The sequence below is a fragment of the Rhizobium sp. P1_E6 genome (assembly GCF_056405875.1).
Map to the genome: position 1 here is coordinate 75,936 of NZ_JBFUBG010000013.1, position 18,616 is coordinate 94,551.

General features: G+C 59.9%; 16 protein-coding genes. 13 read left to right on the plus strand and 3 right to left on the minus strand.

From position 1 onward, the window contains the following. The first annotated feature begins 11 nt into the window (after window positions 1-11). Both AC1D35_RS09900 and AC1D35_RS09905 read left to right on the plus strand, forming a co-directional pair. Window positions 12-239: a putative signal transducing protein gene (locus AC1D35_RS09900; protein WP_113295166.1), complete on the plus strand. Its 228-nt coding sequence runs from the start codon at window positions 12-14 to the stop codon at window positions 237-239. 4 nt (window positions 240-243) lie between these two features. After that, window positions 244-1,020, plus strand: a complete 777-nt coding sequence (locus tag AC1D35_RS09905) for a methyltransferase (protein WP_113308200.1) — start codon at window positions 244-246, stop codon at window positions 1,018-1,020. Window positions 1,021-1,091: 71 nt separating this feature from the next. On the opposite strand, the gene AC1D35_RS09910 is transcribed toward AC1D35_RS09905, so the two are convergent. Continuing rightward, on the minus strand, window positions 1,092-2,435 hold the full coding sequence (locus AC1D35_RS09910; protein WP_113308201.1) for an Nramp family divalent metal transporter: 1,344 nt from the start codon (window positions 2,433-2,435) through the stop codon (window positions 1,092-1,094). A gap of 192 nt (window positions 2,436-2,627) precedes the next feature. On the opposite strand from AC1D35_RS09910, the gene AC1D35_RS09915 reads away from it, so the two are divergent. The 10 genes from AC1D35_RS09915 to AC1D35_RS09960 all read left to right on the plus strand — a co-directional run bounded on the left by AC1D35_RS09915 (window position 2,628) and on the right by AC1D35_RS09960 (window position 14,927). After that, on the plus strand, window positions 2,628-3,488 hold the full coding sequence (locus AC1D35_RS09915; RefSeq protein WP_113308202.1) for a S49 family peptidase: 861 nt from the start codon (window positions 2,628-2,630) through the stop codon (window positions 3,486-3,488). A 19-nt stretch (window positions 3,489-3,507) separates the two neighbouring features. Further along, on the plus strand, window positions 3,508-3,699 hold the full coding sequence (locus tag AC1D35_RS09920) for a hypothetical protein (protein WP_113295170.1): 192 nt from the start codon (window positions 3,508-3,510) through the stop codon (window positions 3,697-3,699). Window positions 3,700-3,854: 155 nt separating this feature from the next. Continuing rightward, window positions 3,855-4,814: a glycine--tRNA ligase subunit alpha gene (locus AC1D35_RS09925; protein WP_113308203.1), complete on the plus strand. Its 960-nt coding sequence runs from the start codon at window positions 3,855-3,857 to the stop codon at window positions 4,812-4,814. A gap of 204 nt (window positions 4,815-5,018) precedes the next feature. Further along, on the plus strand, window positions 5,019-6,719 hold the full coding sequence (locus AC1D35_RS09930) for a DUF2207 family protein (protein WP_477855677.1): 1,701 nt from the start codon (window positions 5,019-5,021) through the stop codon (window positions 6,717-6,719). Between the two features lie 115 nt (window positions 6,720-6,834). Next, window positions 6,835-7,386, plus strand: a complete 552-nt coding sequence (locus AC1D35_RS09935; RefSeq protein ID WP_113295172.1) for a LemA family protein — start codon at window positions 6,835-6,837, stop codon at window positions 7,384-7,386. An 83-nt stretch (window positions 7,387-7,469) separates the two neighbouring features. Continuing rightward, window positions 7,470-8,741, plus strand: a complete 1,272-nt coding sequence (gene aroA / locus AC1D35_RS09940) for a 3-phosphoshikimate 1-carboxyvinyltransferase (RefSeq protein ID WP_477938559.1) — start codon at window positions 7,470-7,472, stop codon at window positions 8,739-8,741. A 36-nt stretch (window positions 8,742-8,777) separates the two neighbouring features. Continuing rightward, window positions 8,778-10,715 carry a DUF2207 domain-containing protein gene (locus AC1D35_RS09945; protein WP_477938560.1) on the plus strand — a complete coding sequence of 646 codons (1,938 nt, stop codon included), beginning with the start codon at window positions 8,778-8,780 and terminating at the stop codon, window positions 10,713-10,715. A gap of 91 nt (window positions 10,716-10,806) precedes the next feature. Beyond that, window positions 10,807-12,078, plus strand: coding sequence for a phosphoribosylamine--glycine ligase (purD, locus tag AC1D35_RS09950; protein WP_113312131.1), 1,272 nt, complete (start codon window positions 10,807-10,809; stop codon window positions 12,076-12,078). Between the two features lie 204 nt (window positions 12,079-12,282). Beyond that, entirely contained in the window at window positions 12,283-12,735 is a 453-nt protein-coding gene (locus AC1D35_RS09955; protein ID WP_113312130.1) for a plant virulence effector HPE1-like domain-containing protein, read from the plus strand. Window positions 12,736-13,103: 368 nt separating this feature from the next. Beyond that, window positions 13,104-14,927, plus strand: a complete 1,824-nt coding sequence (locus tag AC1D35_RS09960; RefSeq protein ID WP_115035621.1) for a methyl-accepting chemotaxis protein — start codon at window positions 13,104-13,106, stop codon at window positions 14,925-14,927. Between the two features lie 40 nt (window positions 14,928-14,967). On the opposite strand, the gene AC1D35_RS09965 is transcribed toward AC1D35_RS09960, so the two are convergent. Continuing rightward, window positions 14,968-15,936 (minus strand): LysR family transcriptional regulator, encoded by a 969-nt coding sequence (locus tag AC1D35_RS09965; protein ID WP_113310702.1) that lies wholly within the window; start codon window positions 15,934-15,936, stop codon window positions 14,968-14,970. A 97-nt stretch (window positions 15,937-16,033) separates the two neighbouring features. Here AC1D35_RS09965 and AC1D35_RS09970 point away from each other — a divergent pair, with 97 nt between their 5' ends. Then, on the plus strand, window positions 16,034-16,243 hold the full coding sequence (locus AC1D35_RS09970) for a tautomerase family protein (protein WP_113297249.1): 210 nt from the start codon (window positions 16,034-16,036) through the stop codon (window positions 16,241-16,243). A gap of 49 nt (window positions 16,244-16,292) precedes the next feature. On the opposite strand, the gene glyS is transcribed toward AC1D35_RS09970, so the two are convergent. After that, window positions 16,293-18,470 (minus strand): glycine--tRNA ligase subunit beta, encoded by a 2,178-nt coding sequence (glyS, locus tag AC1D35_RS09975; protein ID WP_113310703.1) that lies wholly within the window; start codon window positions 18,468-18,470, stop codon window positions 16,293-16,295. Window positions 18,471-18,616 lie beyond the last annotated feature (146 nt).

Below are 18,616 nucleotides of genomic sequence, written 5' to 3' on the forward strand. Positions count from 1 at the left end.
AATGACGGCAAATGCATGAGCTTATCCGCGCAAACGATCCCGTTCTGCTCTCTTTTGCCGAGAGCCTCATGAAGGATGCGGGAATTGCGTGCTTCATCGCCGATCAGGGCATGAGCGTGCTGGAAGGCTCGCTCGGCATGCTGCCGCGCCGCCTTTTGGTCGACGAGAAGATGGCCGATCAAGCCCGCCGCATCCTGATCGACGCCGGTCTCGGCGACGAACTTCGCGAGCGGAAGTGAAAAGATGACGCAGGCGGCGACCGAAACCATAGATGCCTTCCATCGCGGCCTCTTCCATATCGTCCAGCCCAGGGGCAGGGGACATCGCGCCGGCATGGATGCGATGCTGCTGGCCGCCCTCGTTGCCGATGATCGCCCCGTAAAGGTGGCTGATCTCGGCGCCGGTGCAGGCGCGGCCGGTCTTGCAGTCGCCTCCCGTCTTCCGAAGGCCGAGGTTGTGCTTTTCGAGCGCTCGGCGGAGATGGCAAGCTACGCCCGCCGCAGCATCGAGCTGCCTGACAATGCCCATATGACCGGCCGCGTCTCAGTCGTCGAAGCCGACGTGACGCTGACCGCCAAGGCACGTAACGATGCCGGCCTGATCGACGAGAGCTTCGATCACGTTATGATGAACCCACCTTTCAACGATGCCGGCGACCGCAGGACTCCGGATGCGCTGAAGGCCGAGGCCCATGCCATGACCGATGGTTTGTTCGAAAGCTGGATCCGCACCGCCGGTGCCATCATGGTACCGGGCGGACAACTGTCGCTGATCGCCCGGCCGGAATCGATCGCCGAGATCATCGCCGCCTGCGGCAGGCGGTTCGGCGGCATCGAGATCACCGCCATTCATCCACGTGAAGGCGAGAATGCCGTCCGCATTCTCGTCACGGCGATCAAGGGCTCGCGGGCAAGGCTTTCGCTGCGCGCGCCCCTCATCATGCACGAAGAGGGGAGCCACAAGTTCTCCCCTCTCGTCGATGATTTCAACAATGGCCGCGTGGCCTATGCCAGGCTTTAAAGCAGTTCCACGAAAAGTGTGCTGCGGTTTTCCGTTCGGAATTGCGCGAGAACAAAAACAATTCCGGGAAACTAGCCGCCAGTTACGAAGTCCAAGAGCAGCTTGACGTTCAGGCCGGCGATCACGATAGCGACCACATAGGCAATGCCGCTGAGCCACTTCGGGGCAACTAGTTCGCCCATCTTCGCCTTGCTGGCTGTGAACATCACCAGCGGGAAGACGGCGAAGGAAAGCTGCAGGCTGAGCACCACCTGGGTGAGGATCAGCAGCTCAGCCGTACCCTGGTCGCCATACCAGATCGTCACGAAGGCGGCGGGGACGATGGCGATGGCGCGAGTGATCAACCGCCGTACCCACGGCTTCAGGCGAATCTTCAGGAAGCCTTCCATGACGATCTGACCGGCAAGCGTGGCGGTGACCGTGGAATTCAGGCCGCAGCAGAGTAGCGCAATACCGAAGAGCGTGGGCGCAATCGCAAGGCCGAGCAGCGGCGAAAGCAGCGAATGCGCTTCGCCCAGTTCCACCACATCCGTCTTGCCGTTGGCATTGAAGGCGGCTGCGGCAAGGATCAGGATGGAGGCGTTGATCAGGAGTGCGAAGCAGAGCGCCACGGTGGAGTCGATGGTCGCAAAGGTCAGCGCTTCCTTCTTCTCAGGCACGGTATGGCCGTAGGAGCGTGTCTGCACGATGCCGGAGTGAAGGTAGAGGTTGTGTGGCATCACGGTCGCGCCGAGAATACCGAGCGCCAGATAGAGCATTTCCGGATTTGTGACGACTTCGGGCGTAGGCAGGAAGCCTCTGATGACGGAGCCCCATTGCGGGTCGGCAAGGAAGATCTGGATCGCAAAGCAGACTGCGATGACGCCGAGCAGTGTGATGATGAAGGCCTCGATCCAGCGGAAGCCGAGCCTCTGCAGGAGAAGGATGACGAACACGTCGAGCGCTGTTATCAACACGCCGATTTCCAGCGGAATGCCGAAGAGCAAATTGAGGCCGATCGCCGTGCCGATCACCTCGGCAATATCGGTTGCGATGATGGCGATTTCAGCAAAAGCCCAAAGCGGCACGGCGACATAGCTCGGATACGCATCGCGGCAGGCCTGCGCCAGATCGCGGCCGGAGCCTATTGCAAGACGCGCGCAGAGCGATTGCAGCACGATGGCCATGATGTTCGAAAGCAGTGCGACGGTGAGAAGCGCATAACCGAACTTTGATCCGCCGGCGAGCGAGGTCGCCCAGTTGCCGGGGTCCATGTAGCCGACCGCTACCATGTAACCGGGGCCGAGGAAGGCGGCAGCGCGCCGCCATTTGGAGCTGTGCGGCCCCGTGCCAACCGTACGGTAGACGTCGGAGAGTGAAGCTTCCCCGCGCTCGCTCCGCCAGCCGCCCTTTGCATTCGGATTTATGATGTCCATGCCATTTTCACCTGTTTGCCATGCCGGCACTATGACTGATTAGAATGATAATGCAAGTCATTCGCAACAGGAAAGTGGAGAGGCGATGTTTTGGGAGCGTAGCCATTGCGTTTGTCGTTGCAGCGCATACATGCAATGCCCTTGTAATGTGCATGTGCATGCTGGCGCCGCCGATTATGTTAAGGAAGAGAAATGGCTGGATTTTTGAGAAAGCTGATGCCGAAGCGGTTTCGCAGGGATGGGATCGTCATCCCCGTCGTCAGGCTGCAAGGCGCGATCATCAGCGGCGGTGGTCAGTTCCGTCCGACCCTTAATCTCGCCAATGTCGCGCCGGTCCTGGAAAAGGCCTTTTCCATGAAGGACACGCCCGCCGTTGCCATCTCCATCAATTCACCGGGCGGTTCGCCCGTCCAGTCGCGGCTCATCTTCGGGCGCATCCGCGAGCTAGCGCGCGAAAAGCAGAAGAAGGTGCTGGTCTTCGTGGAGGACGTTGCGGCCTCTGGCGGCTATATGATTGCGCTGGCGGGCGATGAGATCATTGCCGACCCGACTTCCATCGTTGGCTCGATCGGCGTCGTCTCGGGCGGCTTCGGTTTTCCGGAACTTCTGAAGAAGATCGGTGTCGAGCGTCGTGTCTATACGGCAGGCGAAAACAAGGTGATCCTCGATCCCTTCCAGCCGGAGAAGGAAAAGGACATCGAATATCTGAAGAGCCTGCAGCTCGAAATCCACCAGGTCTTCATTTCCATGGTGCGCGAGCGCCGCGCTGGCAAGCTGACGGATGATGCGACGGTTTTCTCCGGTCTCTTCTGGAGCGGTACGCGCGGCCTGGAGCTCGGCCTCGTTGACGGGCTCGGCGACATGCGCCAGGAACTGAAGAAACGCTACGGCCAGAAAACGAAGCTGCAGCTCGTCACGGCCGCCCGCGGGCTGCTCGGCCGCCGCATTCCCGGTGTCTCGCCGGTCTCGCTTGAAGGCGCGGCGTCCGGTCTTGCATCGGGGCTTGTCGAAGCGGCGGAAGAGAGGGCATTGTGGAGCCGTTTCGGGCTTTGAGGGGGAGAAACGAGGGGACATGGCACAGCTTATCACGTTATTGATCCTCGTCTGCGCGGCGTGGTGGCTCTACCGTCGCTTCGTCTCCGATGCGCGCAAGCTTGCCGAAAAGTCCCGTCGCGCCGAAAAGGAGCGCCAGACCGGTGCGATCGGCACGCTGGTGAAGGATCCGACAACCGGTGAATACCGCCTGAAACGAGAAGAGGAGTAGGCCGAAAGCATGTTCTGTGCGCTGTCGGCGATGATCGATAGCGTCGACAGGCGTGATGCTTGCTGGCCTTGTCAGGACAAAATGCAAAAGTCTTGACCCCTGCGGTGCTCCGTGGCACCTGTCGCGCACATATTTCAAGCAATCGGTGCCGTTCCATGTCCGCGACTATTCCTGACCATATGAACCCGAAGCGCTCCTTCCAGGCGCTGATCCTGACCCTGCATAACTACTGGGCGGACAAGGGTTGTGCGGTTCTGCAGCCCTATGACATGGAAGTGGGTGCCGGCACCTTCCACCCGGCCACCACGCTGCGCGCGCTTGGGCCCAAGCCGTGGAAGGCCGCCTACGTCCAGCCGTCCCGCCGCCCCTCCGACGGCCGCTACGGCGAAAACCCGAACCGCCTTCAGCACTACTATCAGTATCAGGTCATCCTGAAGCCGAACCCGCCGAACCTGCAGGGACTCTATCTCGGTTCACTGTCAGCAATCGGCCTCGACCCGCTGCTGCACGATATCCGCTTCGTCGAGGACGATTGGGAAAGCCCGACGCTCGGCGCCTGGGGTCTCGGCTGGGAATGCTGGTGCGACGGTATGGAAGTCTCCCAGTTCACCTATTTCCAGCAGATTTGCGGTATCGAATGCTCGCCGGTTGCGGGTGAACTGACCTACGGTCTCGAGCGCCTTGCCATGTATGTGCAGGGCGTCGACAATGTCTACGACCTGAACTTCAACGGCCGTGAAGGCGACGAGAAGATCAGCTATGGAGATGTCTTCCTGCAGGCAGAGCAGGAATATTCCCGCCACAACTTCGAATTCGCCAATACCGAGATGCTGCATCGCCATTTCATCGATGCCGAGAAGGAATGCCAGGCGCTTCTCGCCGCCGGCGCGCCCGGTGGCGACGCCAACCAGCGCCTGCACAAATGCGTCTTCCCGGCTTACGACCAGTGCATCAAGGCCAGCCACGTCTTCAACCTGCTTGATGCCCGCGGTGTGATCTCCGTGACAGAGCGCCAGAGCTACATCCTGCGGGTGCGCACGCTCGCCAAGGCGTGCGGCGAAGCCTTCCTGCTGACGGATGCGGGTGGTTTTAACCTCCCCAAAGAAGCGGCCTAAAAGCAGTCCCGAAAAAAACTCTGGTTCTTGAACCATGCTTCTTTTGCGTTGCATGGACCGCTCTTACATTGTCTCGTTGTGCGGTAAAATTGAAGTATAGATTCGGGACGCCCTTTGAAGAGCAAGCCTGTTTGTTTTAGAATTTCATCTGCGAGTTGTCCGAGCGGACTGCTCCGAGTGCTCTCATCGTGGACTATTTTATGCGTGTTTTCCGCATTGCTGACGTCATGCGGCAATTTTGACGCAGAGTTCGTTGTCAAATCCGTAAAGACGACGGTCGAAGTGTCCGATGACGGCAGTGCTGAAGTGTCGGAAAACTTCGCCATCGCCGTCAAGAAGTCGACCAATTACGGTGGCGTCTACACTGATATACCGCAACGCTTCAAGGATGCGTCAGGTAACGTTCACCGGCGAGATTTCGAGCTTTTTTCTACCCAACACGACGGGCGTGAAGAACATCATTTTGTAGAACAGAATGTACCGGGCTACTCGATCTATATCGGCAGGAAGCATTGTAAGCGCTGCCCTACCAACATTCCAGTCGGCGTCAGCTATATCAAGATCATCTACAAATTAGGCCGTCTGGTGCGTGAAGAGGGCGATCGCCAGGTTCTTGTCCTGCCTGCCTATATGGGCCGTGTTCATGACTGGAGCGCCGAGAAGACTGTTGTTCTGACGATTCCGCCCGGGGGAGTGCTGCGCCCTTTGAAGCTTGACCTTCCAGCTTATGAAATGACGCAAAATGTACCCGGCGAGATCGAAGTATCTATTGCTGCAGGTGAGCCCGACCGGGTGCTACCTGATATTGAGATCGAATATCCGAAAGGAACTTTTCGGCAGGCGACGATCGGGACGCAAGCGCGCTGGTGGCTCTCCGATCATTTTTTGATCTTCATAAGCATTGCGGGGCCGTTGATTGCAGGCCTGTTCGTCGCATTGAGATTGCGATCCAAGTGGCAGTTGCCTGGGAACTTGGCGGACGTCGATACCAAAGTGGTACGGACCACATCTCCTGCTCTGGCCGCCTATCTGTTCTGGAATTGGAAGGAGGACGCGGCAAAGACCGCGTTTCTGGCTTCTGTCTGCCATCTCGCGGTGAAGCGAAAGTTCCGCATTTCCGGCCTGAATGAAGACGCCGAGGCTTCGGAATTGTCCGCCAAGAAAGCACGAAAAGGCAAGGTGACTGGTGTCAGGTGGTATAGTCTTCCGGCCGCCAGCCGTCTGGTCTTCGAGCAGATCGAGAAAGAAAAGCCTGTCGATGATCGGCGCAGAATTATGCGCGCTTGGAACAATTTGAACGGAGAGCTGCACAAGAAAGTTGTCGAGGAATACGGGCGCTTAAGTAGTGGGGTGGATCGCAGTAAATTGTTGACTGTACTTTCTGTCCTGGTTCTTAGCGTTGGGGTTGCGTATTTTTCGGGTCTATTGCTCTATTCTGTGGCAGTATGCGGTATATTGCTGATGTCTCTTTTTGTCGCGATGGGAATCCTGCGCCCGGAGCGGATCAATTGGCCCAACAATTTTAAGGACGCGTTCGGTTTATATGTAGGTCTACCGGTGTTAGCGATTATTGCGCTGTACCACATCACCACGGCCGAGCTTGTCAGCGAACAGTGGCCATATGTGCTGGCCATTCTCGTTGATATTGCCGCACTTGTTGTCGCTCTCAGGATGAAGCGCATGCCAACACCGACACAACGTCAGCTCCGTAACAAACTGTTGGCGCTAAATCGTTATTTTCTCGGCAAGATAGATGGGCCGAAAATGTCGATAGAACGCTACGAGCGTTGCCTTCCATTCGCCATAGCATTTGGCGCAGACAAACGCTGGACCGAGCGTTTCAATCAGTGGCTGGCGAGCGAGAACATGGATGCCTACGCTCCTGATTGGTTGAAAAAATCCTAGAACTAGCTCTCAGCCTTCAAAGTCTCACGAAATCGGCAGAAGCATTCCCGTGCCATCATGACTTTACTGCGTCGAAGCATTAACGTCCGACCATCAGAGCTGGGAGCGCATTCGCATGTACATAATACTCGCTGTTGTTGTCCTCATCGCACTCTACGTCATCTTCATCTACAACGGCCTCGTCCGTTCCCGGCAGATGGCCGAAGAGGCCTGGTCCGGCATCGATGTACAGCTGAAGCGTCGTGCTGATCTGATCCCGAACCTGATCGAGACCGTCAAGGGCTACGCCGCCCATGAAAAGACCACGCTCGAGGAGGTCGTCGAGCTCCGCAACAGGGCGCAGGCCGTTCCCGCTGGCGATGTTGCCGGCAGGGCGCAGGCGGAAGGTCTGCTCGGCCAGGCGCTCGGCCGGGTGATGGCGCTCGCCGAAGCCTATCCCGACCTCAAGGCCAACCAGAATTTCTCCGAGCTTCAGGCCTCGCTCGAAACGATGGAAAGCGAAATCCAGATGGCGCGCCGCTATTACAACGGCGCGGCCCGCGATCTGAACGTCAAGGTCGAGAGCTTCCCCTCGAACCTCGTCGCCGGCCAGTTCGGCTTCGCCAAGCGCGAATATTTCGAAATCGCCAACGAGGCCGATCGCGCCGTACCATCAGTCAAGTTCTGACCTTTGTCTTTGCACAAAAACTGCTATGAGCAGTCCAACATGGCCGTGCACGGCCGCTGCAATGGACAAAAGAGACAAGCGCAATGAGTAAAGCCAAGCTCACCATCATCCCGCCGGGCAAGCCGCTGGCCGGTCGTGCCGTGCCGCCGGGCTCCAAGTCGATTACCAACCGCGCCCTGCTGCTGGCGGGCCTCGCCAAGGGTACGAGCCGGCTGACCGGCGCGCTGAAGAGCGACGACACGAAATATATGGCCGAGGCGCTCAGGGCCATGGGTGTGCAGATCGACGAGCCCGACGACACGACCTTCGTGGTGACCGGCAGCGGCAAGCTTCATCAGCCGAAAGTGCCGCTCTTTCTCGGCAATGCCGGCACGGCGACACGCTTTTTGACGGCTGCCGTTGCCGCCGTCGAGGGTACTGTTGTAGTCGATGGCGACGAGCATATGCGCAAGCGGCCGATCGGCCCGCTGGTCGCAGCGCTTAAATCGCTGGGCCTGGATGCCGAAGCCCCGACCGGCTGCCCGCCGGTGACCGTGCGCGGCAACGGCCATTTCGCCTCCGGCCGCGTCGAGATCGATGCCGGGCTGTCGAGCCAGTACGTTTCGGCGCTTTTGATGGCTGCACCGCTCGCCAAGCAGGGCGCCAACGCACCTGTCACGATTGCGCTTGCCGGCACTGACATCGGCGCCCGCGGGTATGTCGATCTCACTCTTGCCGCCATGGAAGCCTTCGGCGCCAAGGTTGATCAACTCGATGCCRCGACCTGGCGTGTCGAGCCGACCGGCTATACTGCAGCCGAGTTCGTCATCGAGCCCGATGCATCTGCTGCAACCTATCTCTGGGCGGCCGAAGTGCTGAGCGGCGGCAAGATCGATCTCGGCGTGCCGAGTGATGCTTTCACCCAGCCGGATGCCAAGGCCTACGAGACGATCGCCAAGTTCCCGAACCTGCCGGCCGAAATCGACGGTTCGCAAATGCAGGACGCTGTCCCGACGATCGCCGTGCTCGCCGCTTTCAACGAGACGCCGGTCCGTTTCGTCGGCATTGCCAACCTGCGCGTCAAGGAATGCGACCGTATCCGTGCCCTGTCCACGGGGCTCAACAACATCCGCGAAGGTCTGGCGGTTGAGGAAGGCGACGATCTGATCGTCCATTCCGATCCTGACCTTGCGGGTCAAACGTTGCCGGCCGAAATCGACACCTTCGCCGATCACCGCATCGCCATGAGTTTCGCGCTTGCCGGCCTGAAGATCGATGGCATTACCATTCTCGATCCCGATTGTGTCGGCAAGACCTTCCCTGCTTACTGGCGCACGCTCGCGGAGCTGGGGGTTACCTACAAGGACGAGCCCTGAACAAATCAGGGCTGAGCCGCAACCGGGGGAGGGGACATGGTCCGGCGGTTTTTCGGCATTTGTTTCGTACTGCTGATCGCGCTTTCGGCACGGGCAGCCATAGGCGCCGAATTCATCGCCTCCTTCGATTCCGCCATCCAGCTGGAAAAGAGCGGGGCGATGACGGTGTCGGAAACGATCACCGTCAATGCCGAGGGCGACCGTATCCGGCGAGGCATCTTCCGCGATTTTCCGCTGACCTTCAGGGATGCGGGCGGCCGACGCCGCAGCGTCGATTTCAGCGTCGTCTCGGTCAAGCGCGACGGCCAGGACGAACCCTGGCATACGGAATCCATTTCCGGCGGAATACGCATCTATGCCGGCTCCGAAGACGTCACGATCTCTCCCGGCCGCCACCAATATGTCTTCACCTACAAAACGAACCGTCAGATCCGCTACTTCGACGATCATGACGAGCTCTATTGGAACGTGACCGGCAACGGCTGGATTTTTCCGATCCGCTCTGCAGTAGCGACGGTCACCTTTCCACAGGGCGTTGTGCCCGAAGATGTCACCTTCTTCACTGGCCCCGTCGGTGCAACCGGCAAGAATGCTCGAGCGAGCGTAGACGACGGCCGCCTGGTCGTCGCGACCACCGCGCCCCTCGGCGAAGAGGAGGGGCTGACCTTTGCCGCAAAACTCCCGAAGGGTGCGATCGATCCGCCGAGCGCCGATCAGGAAAGCAGCTGGTGGTTCAGCGACAACCGAGACTATTTCATCGGTTTTGGCGGTCTCATCCTCGTCTTCCTCTATTACACGCGCTCCTGGCTGAAGGTTGGCCGCGATCCGGCGCGTGAGATCGTCGTGCCGCGCTGGGATCCGCCATCCGGCATCTCTCCGGCCCTCGTCAATTACATCGACAACAGAGGCTTTTCCGGCCAGGGCTGGACGGCTCTTTCGGCCACGGCGCTCGATCTTGCCGTGCGCGGTTATGTCAGGCTCGACGACCTCAAGGACTCCATCATCATTCGCCGCACCGACAAGCCGCTCGGCAAGGAGAAGCTCCAGGCTGGCGAGGCGGAACTCCTGAAGGCCGTCGGCGGCAGCGGCGATGCACTCACTATCGACAAGGCCAACGGCGAGAAGGTCAAATCCGTAGGCCAGAGCTTCCGCTCCTCGATCGAACGGGAGCATCGCGGCAAATATTACAATTCCAATGCCGGCTACATCACCGGCGGCGTGATCCTGAGTGCCGCGGCCCYGGTGGCGCTCTTCGTCTTTGGCTCGCTGGAGCCGGATACGATCGCGCTGATGATCATCCCCATCGGCATCTCCGTTTTCCTGTCCGTCTTCGTCGCAGGTTTTGCGAAGGCGCTGCACCGTGGCCGCTCGCTTGTAGGCAAGATTTTCGTGGTCATTGCGATCGCGATTGCGGTCTTCGTAGGATTGAGCATTCTCTCGACCGTCGTGCTGGCGCTCGGCTCTTCGCTAATGGAATTCCACGAAACGCCCATGCTTTTTGCGGTGGGCGGCATCGTGCTGTTCAACATCCTCTATTTCTTCATCATGGGAGCGCCGACGCCGCTCGGCGCCAAGATGACCGCCGGTGTCGACGGCCTGCGGCAATATCTGACACTCGCCGAAAAAGACCGCATGAACATGGCCGGGGCGCCGCAAATGTCGCCGCAGCATTTCGAAACGCTGCTGCCTTATGCCGTAGCGCTCGGTGTCGAAAAGCCGTGGTCGCGCACCTTCGAGACCTGGCTGGCTGCCGCTGCCGCAGGGGCCGCTGCAGCAGCCTATAGCCCCGGCTGGTATTCCGGCAATTTCAACAGCGGCAGCTTTTCGGATCGCATTGGCGGCTTCTCGTCATCGATGGCCTCGACGATCGCCTCCACCATTCCGTCGCCGCCGCCCTCCAGCTCGTCCTCGGGTTTTTCAGGTGGCGGTTCGTCCGGTGGGGGTGGCGGAGGCGGCGGAGGTGGGGGCTGGTAAGCTTTCCTGCTTGACCTTTCGGGCCTTCATGCTTAACCGCCAGACCAACAGGCCAGGCCAACAGGCCAGACCAGCAGCAAGGGGATCAGGCATGAAGGTTCTGTTGATCGGATCGGGTGGACGCGAGCACGCACTCGCCTGGAAGCTGGCGCAATCGTCGCTGATGACGGAATTCTACGCCGCCCCCGGCAATCCCGGCATCGCCGAACATGCGGCACTGGTTGAGCTTGATATCGACGACCACGATGCCGTCATCGCCTTCTGCCGCGAAAAGACGATCGATTTCGTCGTCGTCGGCCCGGAAGCCCCGCTGGTCGCCGGTATTGCCGACGACTTGCGGGCCGCAGGTTTTGCGGTCTTCGGCCCGTCGGCGGGCGCTGCCCAACTCGAAGGCTCCAAAGGTTTCACCAAGGACATCTGCGCGCGGTACAATATCCCTACCGGTGCCTATCAGCGCTTCAACAATGCCCCGAAGGCAAAGGCCTATATCCGTGAGCAGGGTGCCCCTATCGTCGTCAAGGCTGATGGCCTCGCTGCCGGCAAGGGCGTGACCGTCGCCATGACGCTGGACGAGGCACTGGCTGCGGTGGACGATTGCTTCGAGGGTGCCTTCGGCGAGGCCGGGGCCGAAGTCGTCGTCGAAGCCTATCTGGATGGCGAGGAGGCGAGCTTCTTTTGCCTCTGCGACGGGCAGAGCGCTCTGCCGCTCGCGACCGCGCAGGATCACAAGCGCGTCGGTGAAGGCGATACCGGCCCGAACACCGGCGGCATGGGCGCTTATTCGCCAGCACCCGTCATGACAGCCGAGATGACCGAGCGCACGATGAAGGAAATCATCGAGCCGACCATCCGCGGCATGGCCGAAAGCGGCCATGCCTTCAGCGGGGTTTTCTTCGCGGGCCTGATGATCACCGCCAAGGGGCCGGAACTCATCGAATACAATGTCCGCTTCGGCGATCCGGAATGCCAGGTGCTGATGATGCGGCTGAAGAGCGATCTCCTKCCGCTGCTGCTTGCCTGTGCCAACGGCACGCTGGACCAGGTCAAGGCGGAATGGAGCGATGATCCCGCCCTGACCGTCGTCATGGCCTCGAAAGGTTATCCGGGCTCCTATGAGAAGAACACCCCGATCCTCGCACTGCCGGAAGCCGGCGAGGGCGGGAAGGTGTTTCATGCCGGCACATCGCTGAAGGATGGCGCGCTCGTTGCCACCGGCGGCCGCGTCCTGAACGTGACGGCAACGGGCCGCACGGTCGGCGAGGCGAAGGACCGCGCCTATGCCCTGCTGGGCGGGGTGAAATGGGAAAACGGTTTCTGCCGCCGCGATATCGGCTGGCGCGCGGTTGAACGCGAAAAGGCATAGGAAACGGGCAGACAACGGCCTGTTTCGCTAAATTTTTACCCTTTCTTCTGACGGGATGGAAACAAAGCTGCGTTAATCTTGGCTCCTGATGCATCGGACCGAAAAGTGTGAAACGGTTTTCGGACAATCCGATGCTTGAACAAAAACGGAGAGTGGTGGACCGTTTTCCGGCCGCTGCTGTCAAGTGAGACCGGGGTAGCGTTGATGCGTCAGATTTTCCTCAGTGCAGTGTTCCTGCTGGCGGCTGGTTCCGCCATGGCCGCCTCGATCGAAGTGATCGGGCCGAGCAAGCCGAAGGAAGCCGGCAGCATCATCATTGAAACTTGCGGCCATTGCCCGCCGCCTCAGACCGAAGCCTCCAAGAGGGAGTATTCGGTACCGGAGCTGCGCCCCGGCGCTTTCCAGCAGGCCGAAGTCCGTGACATCGACGGCGAGAAGAAGATTTATCGCACCGAAAACTGGATGGGCGGCTCTCCCGTTCTCTTTGTGAGCAAAGCCACCCCAGAACAGATGCTGGCTCTCGCTCCGGTCGTGCCCGCAGAAGGTATCGACAACGAGGCAACGGCGGCCGTGGTCAGCGGCGGTGCGAAACCCATAGCTGCCGGCATGGAACAACCCGTTCCTCTCGACGCTTCCGCCTTCCAGCTCCGTTTCTGACCCGGTTTATCGCATCCACCCGATCAGAGTTTGATCGTTGCACGGACCCACCATGGTGGACTGAAAGTGCCCCTGAAGAGACGCAGGTGTGTTGTTCTCTGTTCAATAAGTATGCGCTAATTTATTTGATTGCAACTATTGATGGTTGCAACCTGTACAAGTCTGCAAGAAGATACCTGTCAATTCTACTAGGCGCGCCGAGTAGAAGTCCTGTGTTTGTTAAAAGATAATTTAATCATTCATTATAATTTTACTTACGGAGGACCGGAGAGTGCATGATTGCGCTAGCTGGGCGCGCGACTCTCGCGCGCAGGTCGGGAGTTGACCGATCCGGGATATTGCTTTTCACCTTTTCCGTGAGGTCAATCATGAAGAAGCTCAAGATTGCCCATCAGCTTTTCGCGCTGGTCGGTGTTTTGATGGCCGCATTTGCAGTCGCAACCTATTTTGAAATCCGTACATCCGAGCAGGCGATCTATGATGAGCGCTTCGATATGCTTCGCACGCAGGTCGAATCGGGCATCTCCGTCCTTAACACCTTCTACGAACGCGAGAAGGCTGGGCAGATGACACATGAGGCTGCCCAAGCCGAAGCCTTCGACATCCTGAAGCGCGTGACCTTCCAGCCATCAGGCTATCTCTTCGGCTTCGACTACAACGTCATCCAGATCTTCCATCCGAGCCCGGTCAATCTCGGCAAGGATATGAGTGGTCAGGTCGACAAGACAGGCGCGAAATTCAGCCAGGCCCTCGTCGACCATGGCAAGGCCGGCGGCGGCCGTACCTACTACTACTGGACCAAGCCCGGTCAGCCGGAAAACCAGGTCTTTCTCAAGGGCGGCTATTCAAAGGCTTTCGAGCCCTGGAAGATTGTCGTCGGCACAGGCGTTTATCTCGATGACCTGCAGGCCAAGGTCAACGAGACGATGTGGAAGGCTCTCACGGCCTGCGCCATCGTCTTCGTCGCCGGCATTGGTGCCGCCTTCTACTTCATCCGCGGCATATCGAACCCGTTGAAGGACGTGCACAACGCGCTTCAGGCGGTTGCCGACGAGAATGTTTCCCTTGATATCCCGCATACCGGCATGAACAACGAAGTCGGCATGATGGCGAAGGCGACGCAGTCGCTGCAGGAAAAGATCCGGGAACGCCACGCGATGTCCGATCGCGAGGCTGCCCAGCAACTGGCTCTCGAAAGCGAGCGCGAAAGCAACCAGCGTCATCAGCAGGACGAGGCGACCGTTCAGGCTCGCGTCGTCAGCACCATCGGCCAGGCGCTTGAGCAGATCGCCCGCGGCGACCTGACGGTGCGCTGCGCCGATATCGGCCAGAAGTATGCGGCCCTGCGCGACAACTTCAACGATGCGCTCTCGCATCTGGAGGCCGCCATGGCCCAGGTCAGCGCCAAGGGCGGTGATATCGGCGTGGCCAAGGAAGAAATCCGCCGCGCCTCCAACGAACTGTCGCAGCGCACCGAGCGCCAGGCCGCAAGCCTGGAAGAAACCTCGGCTGCTCTCGATGAGCTGACCGTTGCCGTCCGCCAGACGGCCGACGGTGCCCATGAAGCCAGCAAGCGGGTTCACTCGGTCTCGACCGAAGCCACCCACAGCGATGCGATCGTCACCCAGGCCATCGAAGCCATGAGCGGCATCGAAAAGTCCTCGTCTGAGATCACCAAGATCATCGGCGTCATCGACGAGATCGCTTTCCAGACGAACCTGCTGGCGCTCAACGCTGGTGTCGAGGCAGCGCGTGCCGGCGAAAGCGGCAAGGGCTTTGCCGTCGTCGCCCAGGAAGTGCGCGAACTGGCCCAGCGCTCTGCCGCTGCTGCCAAGGAGATCAAGGATCAGATCGCCCGTTCTTCCAGCCAGGTCGACCATGGTGTCCGTCTCGTCGGCGAGGCAGGCGAAGCGCTGAAGCGCATCTCCGACCAGATCAAGGCTGCCAACGAGATCGTCGCCAAGATCGCCCACAGCGCCTCCGAACAGGATACGACGCTGCGCTCGATCTCGTCCTCGATGAACCAGCTCGATGCCGCCACCCAGCAGAACGCCGCCATGGCCGAAGAGACCACGGCATCGGCCGAAACGCTGGCTGCCGACACCGACGAACTGCTCGGCCTTATCAGAGGCTTCCGCATCAGCTCTACCGGTGTCGCCCCCGCCATGCATCAGGGTCGCCGCGCCGCTTAAAGACGGCGCGCAGACATCAGGCCTTTTCATCACCAAAATATTAGCGGCCGCCGGTTTCCCCGGCGGCCGTGTTCTTTTGTGCGAAGATGCTCGGAAAGCGCCCCATGCTCGGCGCCGCATCGGAAATGCACGTCCGGAACCAGCGCTGCGCTGGATGGGTATCGTTGCGCCGATGCCATGACATGACAAAGGGGATGCTGCCGAGCGAGAGGGGCGGCTCCAGCAAGACGAGTTCGTCCAAATGGCCCGAGGCCGCCACGACGCCAGCCATCAAGGTGGCAATCATATCCGAGCGGGCGATCAGCAGCGGCGCGGCATACATATTGGGAAGGGTCAGCGCGAGCCGCCGTTGAAGCCCTTTTTTCGCCAGCGCCGCATCGACATGGCCGAAGCGCTCGTTCTCCGGCGAGACCAACAGGTGCGGCAGAGCCAGAAAAGCATCGAGATCCAGCGGGTTCTTCGCCGTCGGATGATCTTTCCTGACAATGCAGATGAAGCGCTCTTCGAATAGCGACTGGGTCAGAATGCGGCCCGTCTTGGTCGAGGGCACGCCGACCGTTACATCGACCTCTCCGGCATCCAGCAGATCGATGGCGTCATCACGGGCACTGAAATTCCTGACATGCAACGTGGCACTCGGAGCCGCCTCGGCCAGCCGGGCAACGAGCTGCGGCAGAAGCGCGAAGGTCGGGTGATCGGAGAGGCCGACCGTGAAGGCGGCAGATGAGGTCGAGGGGTCGAATGCCTGGGTGAAATCGAGGGTGCGCTGGATCTCGGCAAGCGCCCGCGACAGCGGCTCGGCGAGATCAAGAGCTCGCGGCGTCGGCTGTAGACCCTGCGGTCCACGCACCAGCAGCTCGTCTTTCAGAAGACCGCGCAATCGCGCCAGCGCAGCACTCATGGCCGGCTGCGTCCGGCCGATGCGGATGCCGGCCTTCGTTACGCTGCGCTCCTTCATCAAGGCGTCGAAGGCGACAAGCAGATTGAGATCGATGCCGTGTAAATCCATGACATGGATGAATGCATATACTTGATATCAATTTCAAGCATGTTCCTCATGCCGTTAGGCTTGCCGGGTCGCAACGCAAACCAGGCAGGAGTTCATCATGCCATTCGCAAACTACAAGTTTCCCGAGGGTACTCTGACTGCAGAGCAGAAGGAGGATATCATCCTCAGGACGACGGCCATGTTCGTCGATTTTTTCGGAGAGGGCGTTCGCCCCTACACAATGGTTCTGGTCGATGAAGTCGTCGATGGCGGTTATGGCCGAGCCGGCGAAACCCTGACCATCGCCAAGATGCGAAAGGAACGATGAGCGCAAAGCAAAATGGGGCCGGAAGGCCCCATTTTTGTTATCGGCTGGCTCAGCCGGCGATCTTCGAAAAGTCTGCAACCGTTCCGGTCGCCGCACGGATCATCCGCAGCAGAGCGAGACGGTTGGCGCGGATCGCGGCATCCTCGTCATTGACCAGCACATCGGTGAAGAAGCGGTCGACGGGAGCGCGCAGCTTCGACAGCGCTTCCATCGCCGAGCGGAAGTCTTCATGCGCAACGGCGCCGGCAGCTTCCGACGAAGCCTTGGTGATGGCGGCGAACAGTTCCTTCTCGGCGTCGAGCTTCAAGAGCGCGCTCGAAACGCCATCGGCAACCACGGTGCCCTTCTTCTCCTCGGCGGCCAGAAGCTGTGTGGCGCGCTTGGTGCCGGCAAGCAGATTGATGCCGTCCTCTGACGTGATGAAGGCCGTCAGTGCCTCTACCCGGCGGGCAACCATCAGGAGGTCGTCGGCCTCAGGCGTCAGCACCGCATCAATGAGATCGTGACGCGCGCCCTGTTCGCGCAGATAGACCTTCAGGCGGTCGTGGAAGAAGGAAAGCAGATCGAACTGCCGCGACAGGTCATCGATGGCAACATTGGCGCCGATATCCATATCGATACGCTGCATATGCGAGATGATGCGCGGCAAAAGCGTCACGCGGGCGCGCTTTTCTAGCAGGATGCGGATGATGCCGAGCGCCGCACGGCGAAGCGCAAACGGGTCCTTCGAGCCGGTAGGCTTCTCGTCGATTGCCCAGAAACCGATGAGCGTATCGAGCTTGTCGGCCAGCGCTACTGATATCGCCACCTTGTCGTCGGGAACGCGGTCGGACGGACCCTGCGGCTTGTAATGGTCTTCGATCGCGGTGGAAACGGAAATGTCTTCGCCCTGCAGCGCCGCATACTTGCGACCCATCACGCCTTGCAGTTCCGGGAATTCGCCGACAGCTTCGGTGCGCAGGTCCGCCTTGCAGAGAACGGCGGCGCGATCCACCACCTTGTAGTCGGCGCCAACAGGCATGGCGATCTTGGCGGCCATTGCCCGGATGCGTTCGACGCGATCTCCCTGTGTACCGAGCTTGGCATGGAAGGTGACGTTTAGTGCATCGAGCTTGGCCATGCGCTGGTCGAGCGGCTTGGAAAGGTCGAGGCCGAATTTCTTGGCGGAAGCTTCCAGCGTTTCGAGGTCCGGCAGATTGCCCTGGTCGCGCTTCCAGAAATGCAGCGCGTCCGACAGGCGCGCGCGCACGACCTTGCCGTTGCCGTGAACGATTTCCTTGCCGCCATCCGTCGCCTGGATATTCGAGACGAGAATGAACTTGTTCGAAAGCGTCTCTTCACCCTGTTTGCGAGTGACGAAGCACTTCTGGTTGGTCTTGATGGTTAGGCGAATGATCTCCGACGGGATCGAAAGATAGTCCTCCTCGAAGGAGCCCATCAGCACCTGCGGCCATTCGACGAGGCCGGAGACTTCTTCCAGCAGGCCCTCGTCCTCGACCAGTTCCAGCCCGCTCGCAAAGGCGATGTCGCGGGCGTCATGCAGGATGATGTCCTTGCGCCGCTCTGCATCGAGGATGACCTTCGCCTTTTCGAGGCTCGCGACGTAATCGTCGAAGCGCTTGACGGTGATGGCTTCGGGCGCATGGAAGCGGTGGCCGTAGGTCACGTTGGAAGCGACGATGCCGTCGATTTCGAAGGGAATGACGACCGTTTCTTCATGTTCGGTGCCGAAGGTGCAGACGATCGACTGCAGCGGGCGAACCCAGCGCAGTGAACCTGGCTGCGAGGAGGCCTTGCCCCAGCGCATCGACTTCGGCCACGGGAAATCCTTGATGATACCGGGCATCACGTCGGCGATGATATCTTCAGCGCCGCGACCGGGCTTGGAGATGACGGCGACGTAGAAATCGCCCTTCTTAGGATCGCTGACGACCTGTGTTTCGGACACGGAGGAAAGGCCGGCGCCGCGCAGGAAGCCTTCGATCGCCTTTTCGTTGGCGTCGGTGCGCGGTCCCTTGCGCTCTTCGCGGATATCGGCGGAGCGTGCCGTCAGGCCGTGAATGTCGAGCGTCAGGCGGCGCGGCGTCCAGTATTCGCGCGCACCCTCATAGGTCAGTCCTGCTTCCACCAGTGCATCGGTCAAGAGCTTCTTGAGATCGCCGGCGGCCTTGCGCTGCATGCGGGCGGGGATCTCTTCGGAGCGAAGTTCGAGAAGCAGGTTCGGCATGGTACTCTTTTCCTAGCGCCCGCAGGGCAGGGCGATCCAAAATGGTCGCCTCTGCTACCAAAGAATGCCGCATCTGCACAACCGCAAAAACAGGAAGAAGAAAGCTCAATTGTGCCTCAGTCGTCATGCTTAAATCGGCCCAAGGG

Coding starts and splice junctions, on each gene's coding strand:
- AC1D35_RS09955 (WP_113312130.1), top strand. CDS start 12,283: ATGCGTCAGATTTTCCTCAGTGCAGTGTTCCTGCTGGCGGCTGGTTCC.
- AC1D35_RS09900 (WP_113295166.1), top strand. CDS start 12: ATGCATGAGCTTATCCGCGCAAACGATCCCGTTCTGCTCTCTTTTGCC.
- AC1D35_RS09915 (WP_113308202.1), top strand. CDS start 2,628: ATGGCTGGATTTTTGAGAAAGCTGATGCCGAAGCGGTTTCGCAGGGAT.
- AC1D35_RS09960 (WP_115035621.1), top strand. CDS start 13,104: ATGAAGAAGCTCAAGATTGCCCATCAGCTTTTCGCGCTGGTCGGTGTT.
- glyS (WP_113310703.1), bottom strand. CDS start 18,470: ATGCCGAACCTGCTTCTCGAACTTCGCTCCGAAGAGATCCCCGCCCGC.
- AC1D35_RS09925 (WP_113308203.1), top strand. CDS start 3,855: ATGTCCGCGACTATTCCTGACCATATGAACCCGAAGCGCTCCTTCCAG.
- AC1D35_RS09965 (WP_113310702.1), bottom strand. CDS start 15,936: ATGGATTTACACGGCATCGATCTCAATCTGCTTGTCGCCTTCGACGCC.
- AC1D35_RS09920 (WP_113295170.1), top strand. CDS start 3,508: ATGGCACAGCTTATCACGTTATTGATCCTCGTCTGCGCGGCGTGGTGG.
- AC1D35_RS09905 (WP_113308200.1), top strand. CDS start 244: ATGACGCAGGCGGCGACCGAAACCATAGATGCCTTCCATCGCGGCCTC.
- AC1D35_RS09910 (WP_113308201.1), bottom strand. CDS start 2,435: ATGGACATCATAAATCCGAATGCAAAGGGCGGCTGGCGGAGCGAGCGC.
- AC1D35_RS09970 (WP_113297249.1), top strand. CDS start 16,034: ATGCCATTCGCAAACTACAAGTTTCCCGAGGGTACTCTGACTGCAGAG.
- AC1D35_RS09935 (WP_113295172.1), top strand. CDS start 6,835: ATGTACATAATACTCGCTGTTGTTGTCCTCATCGCACTCTACGTCATC.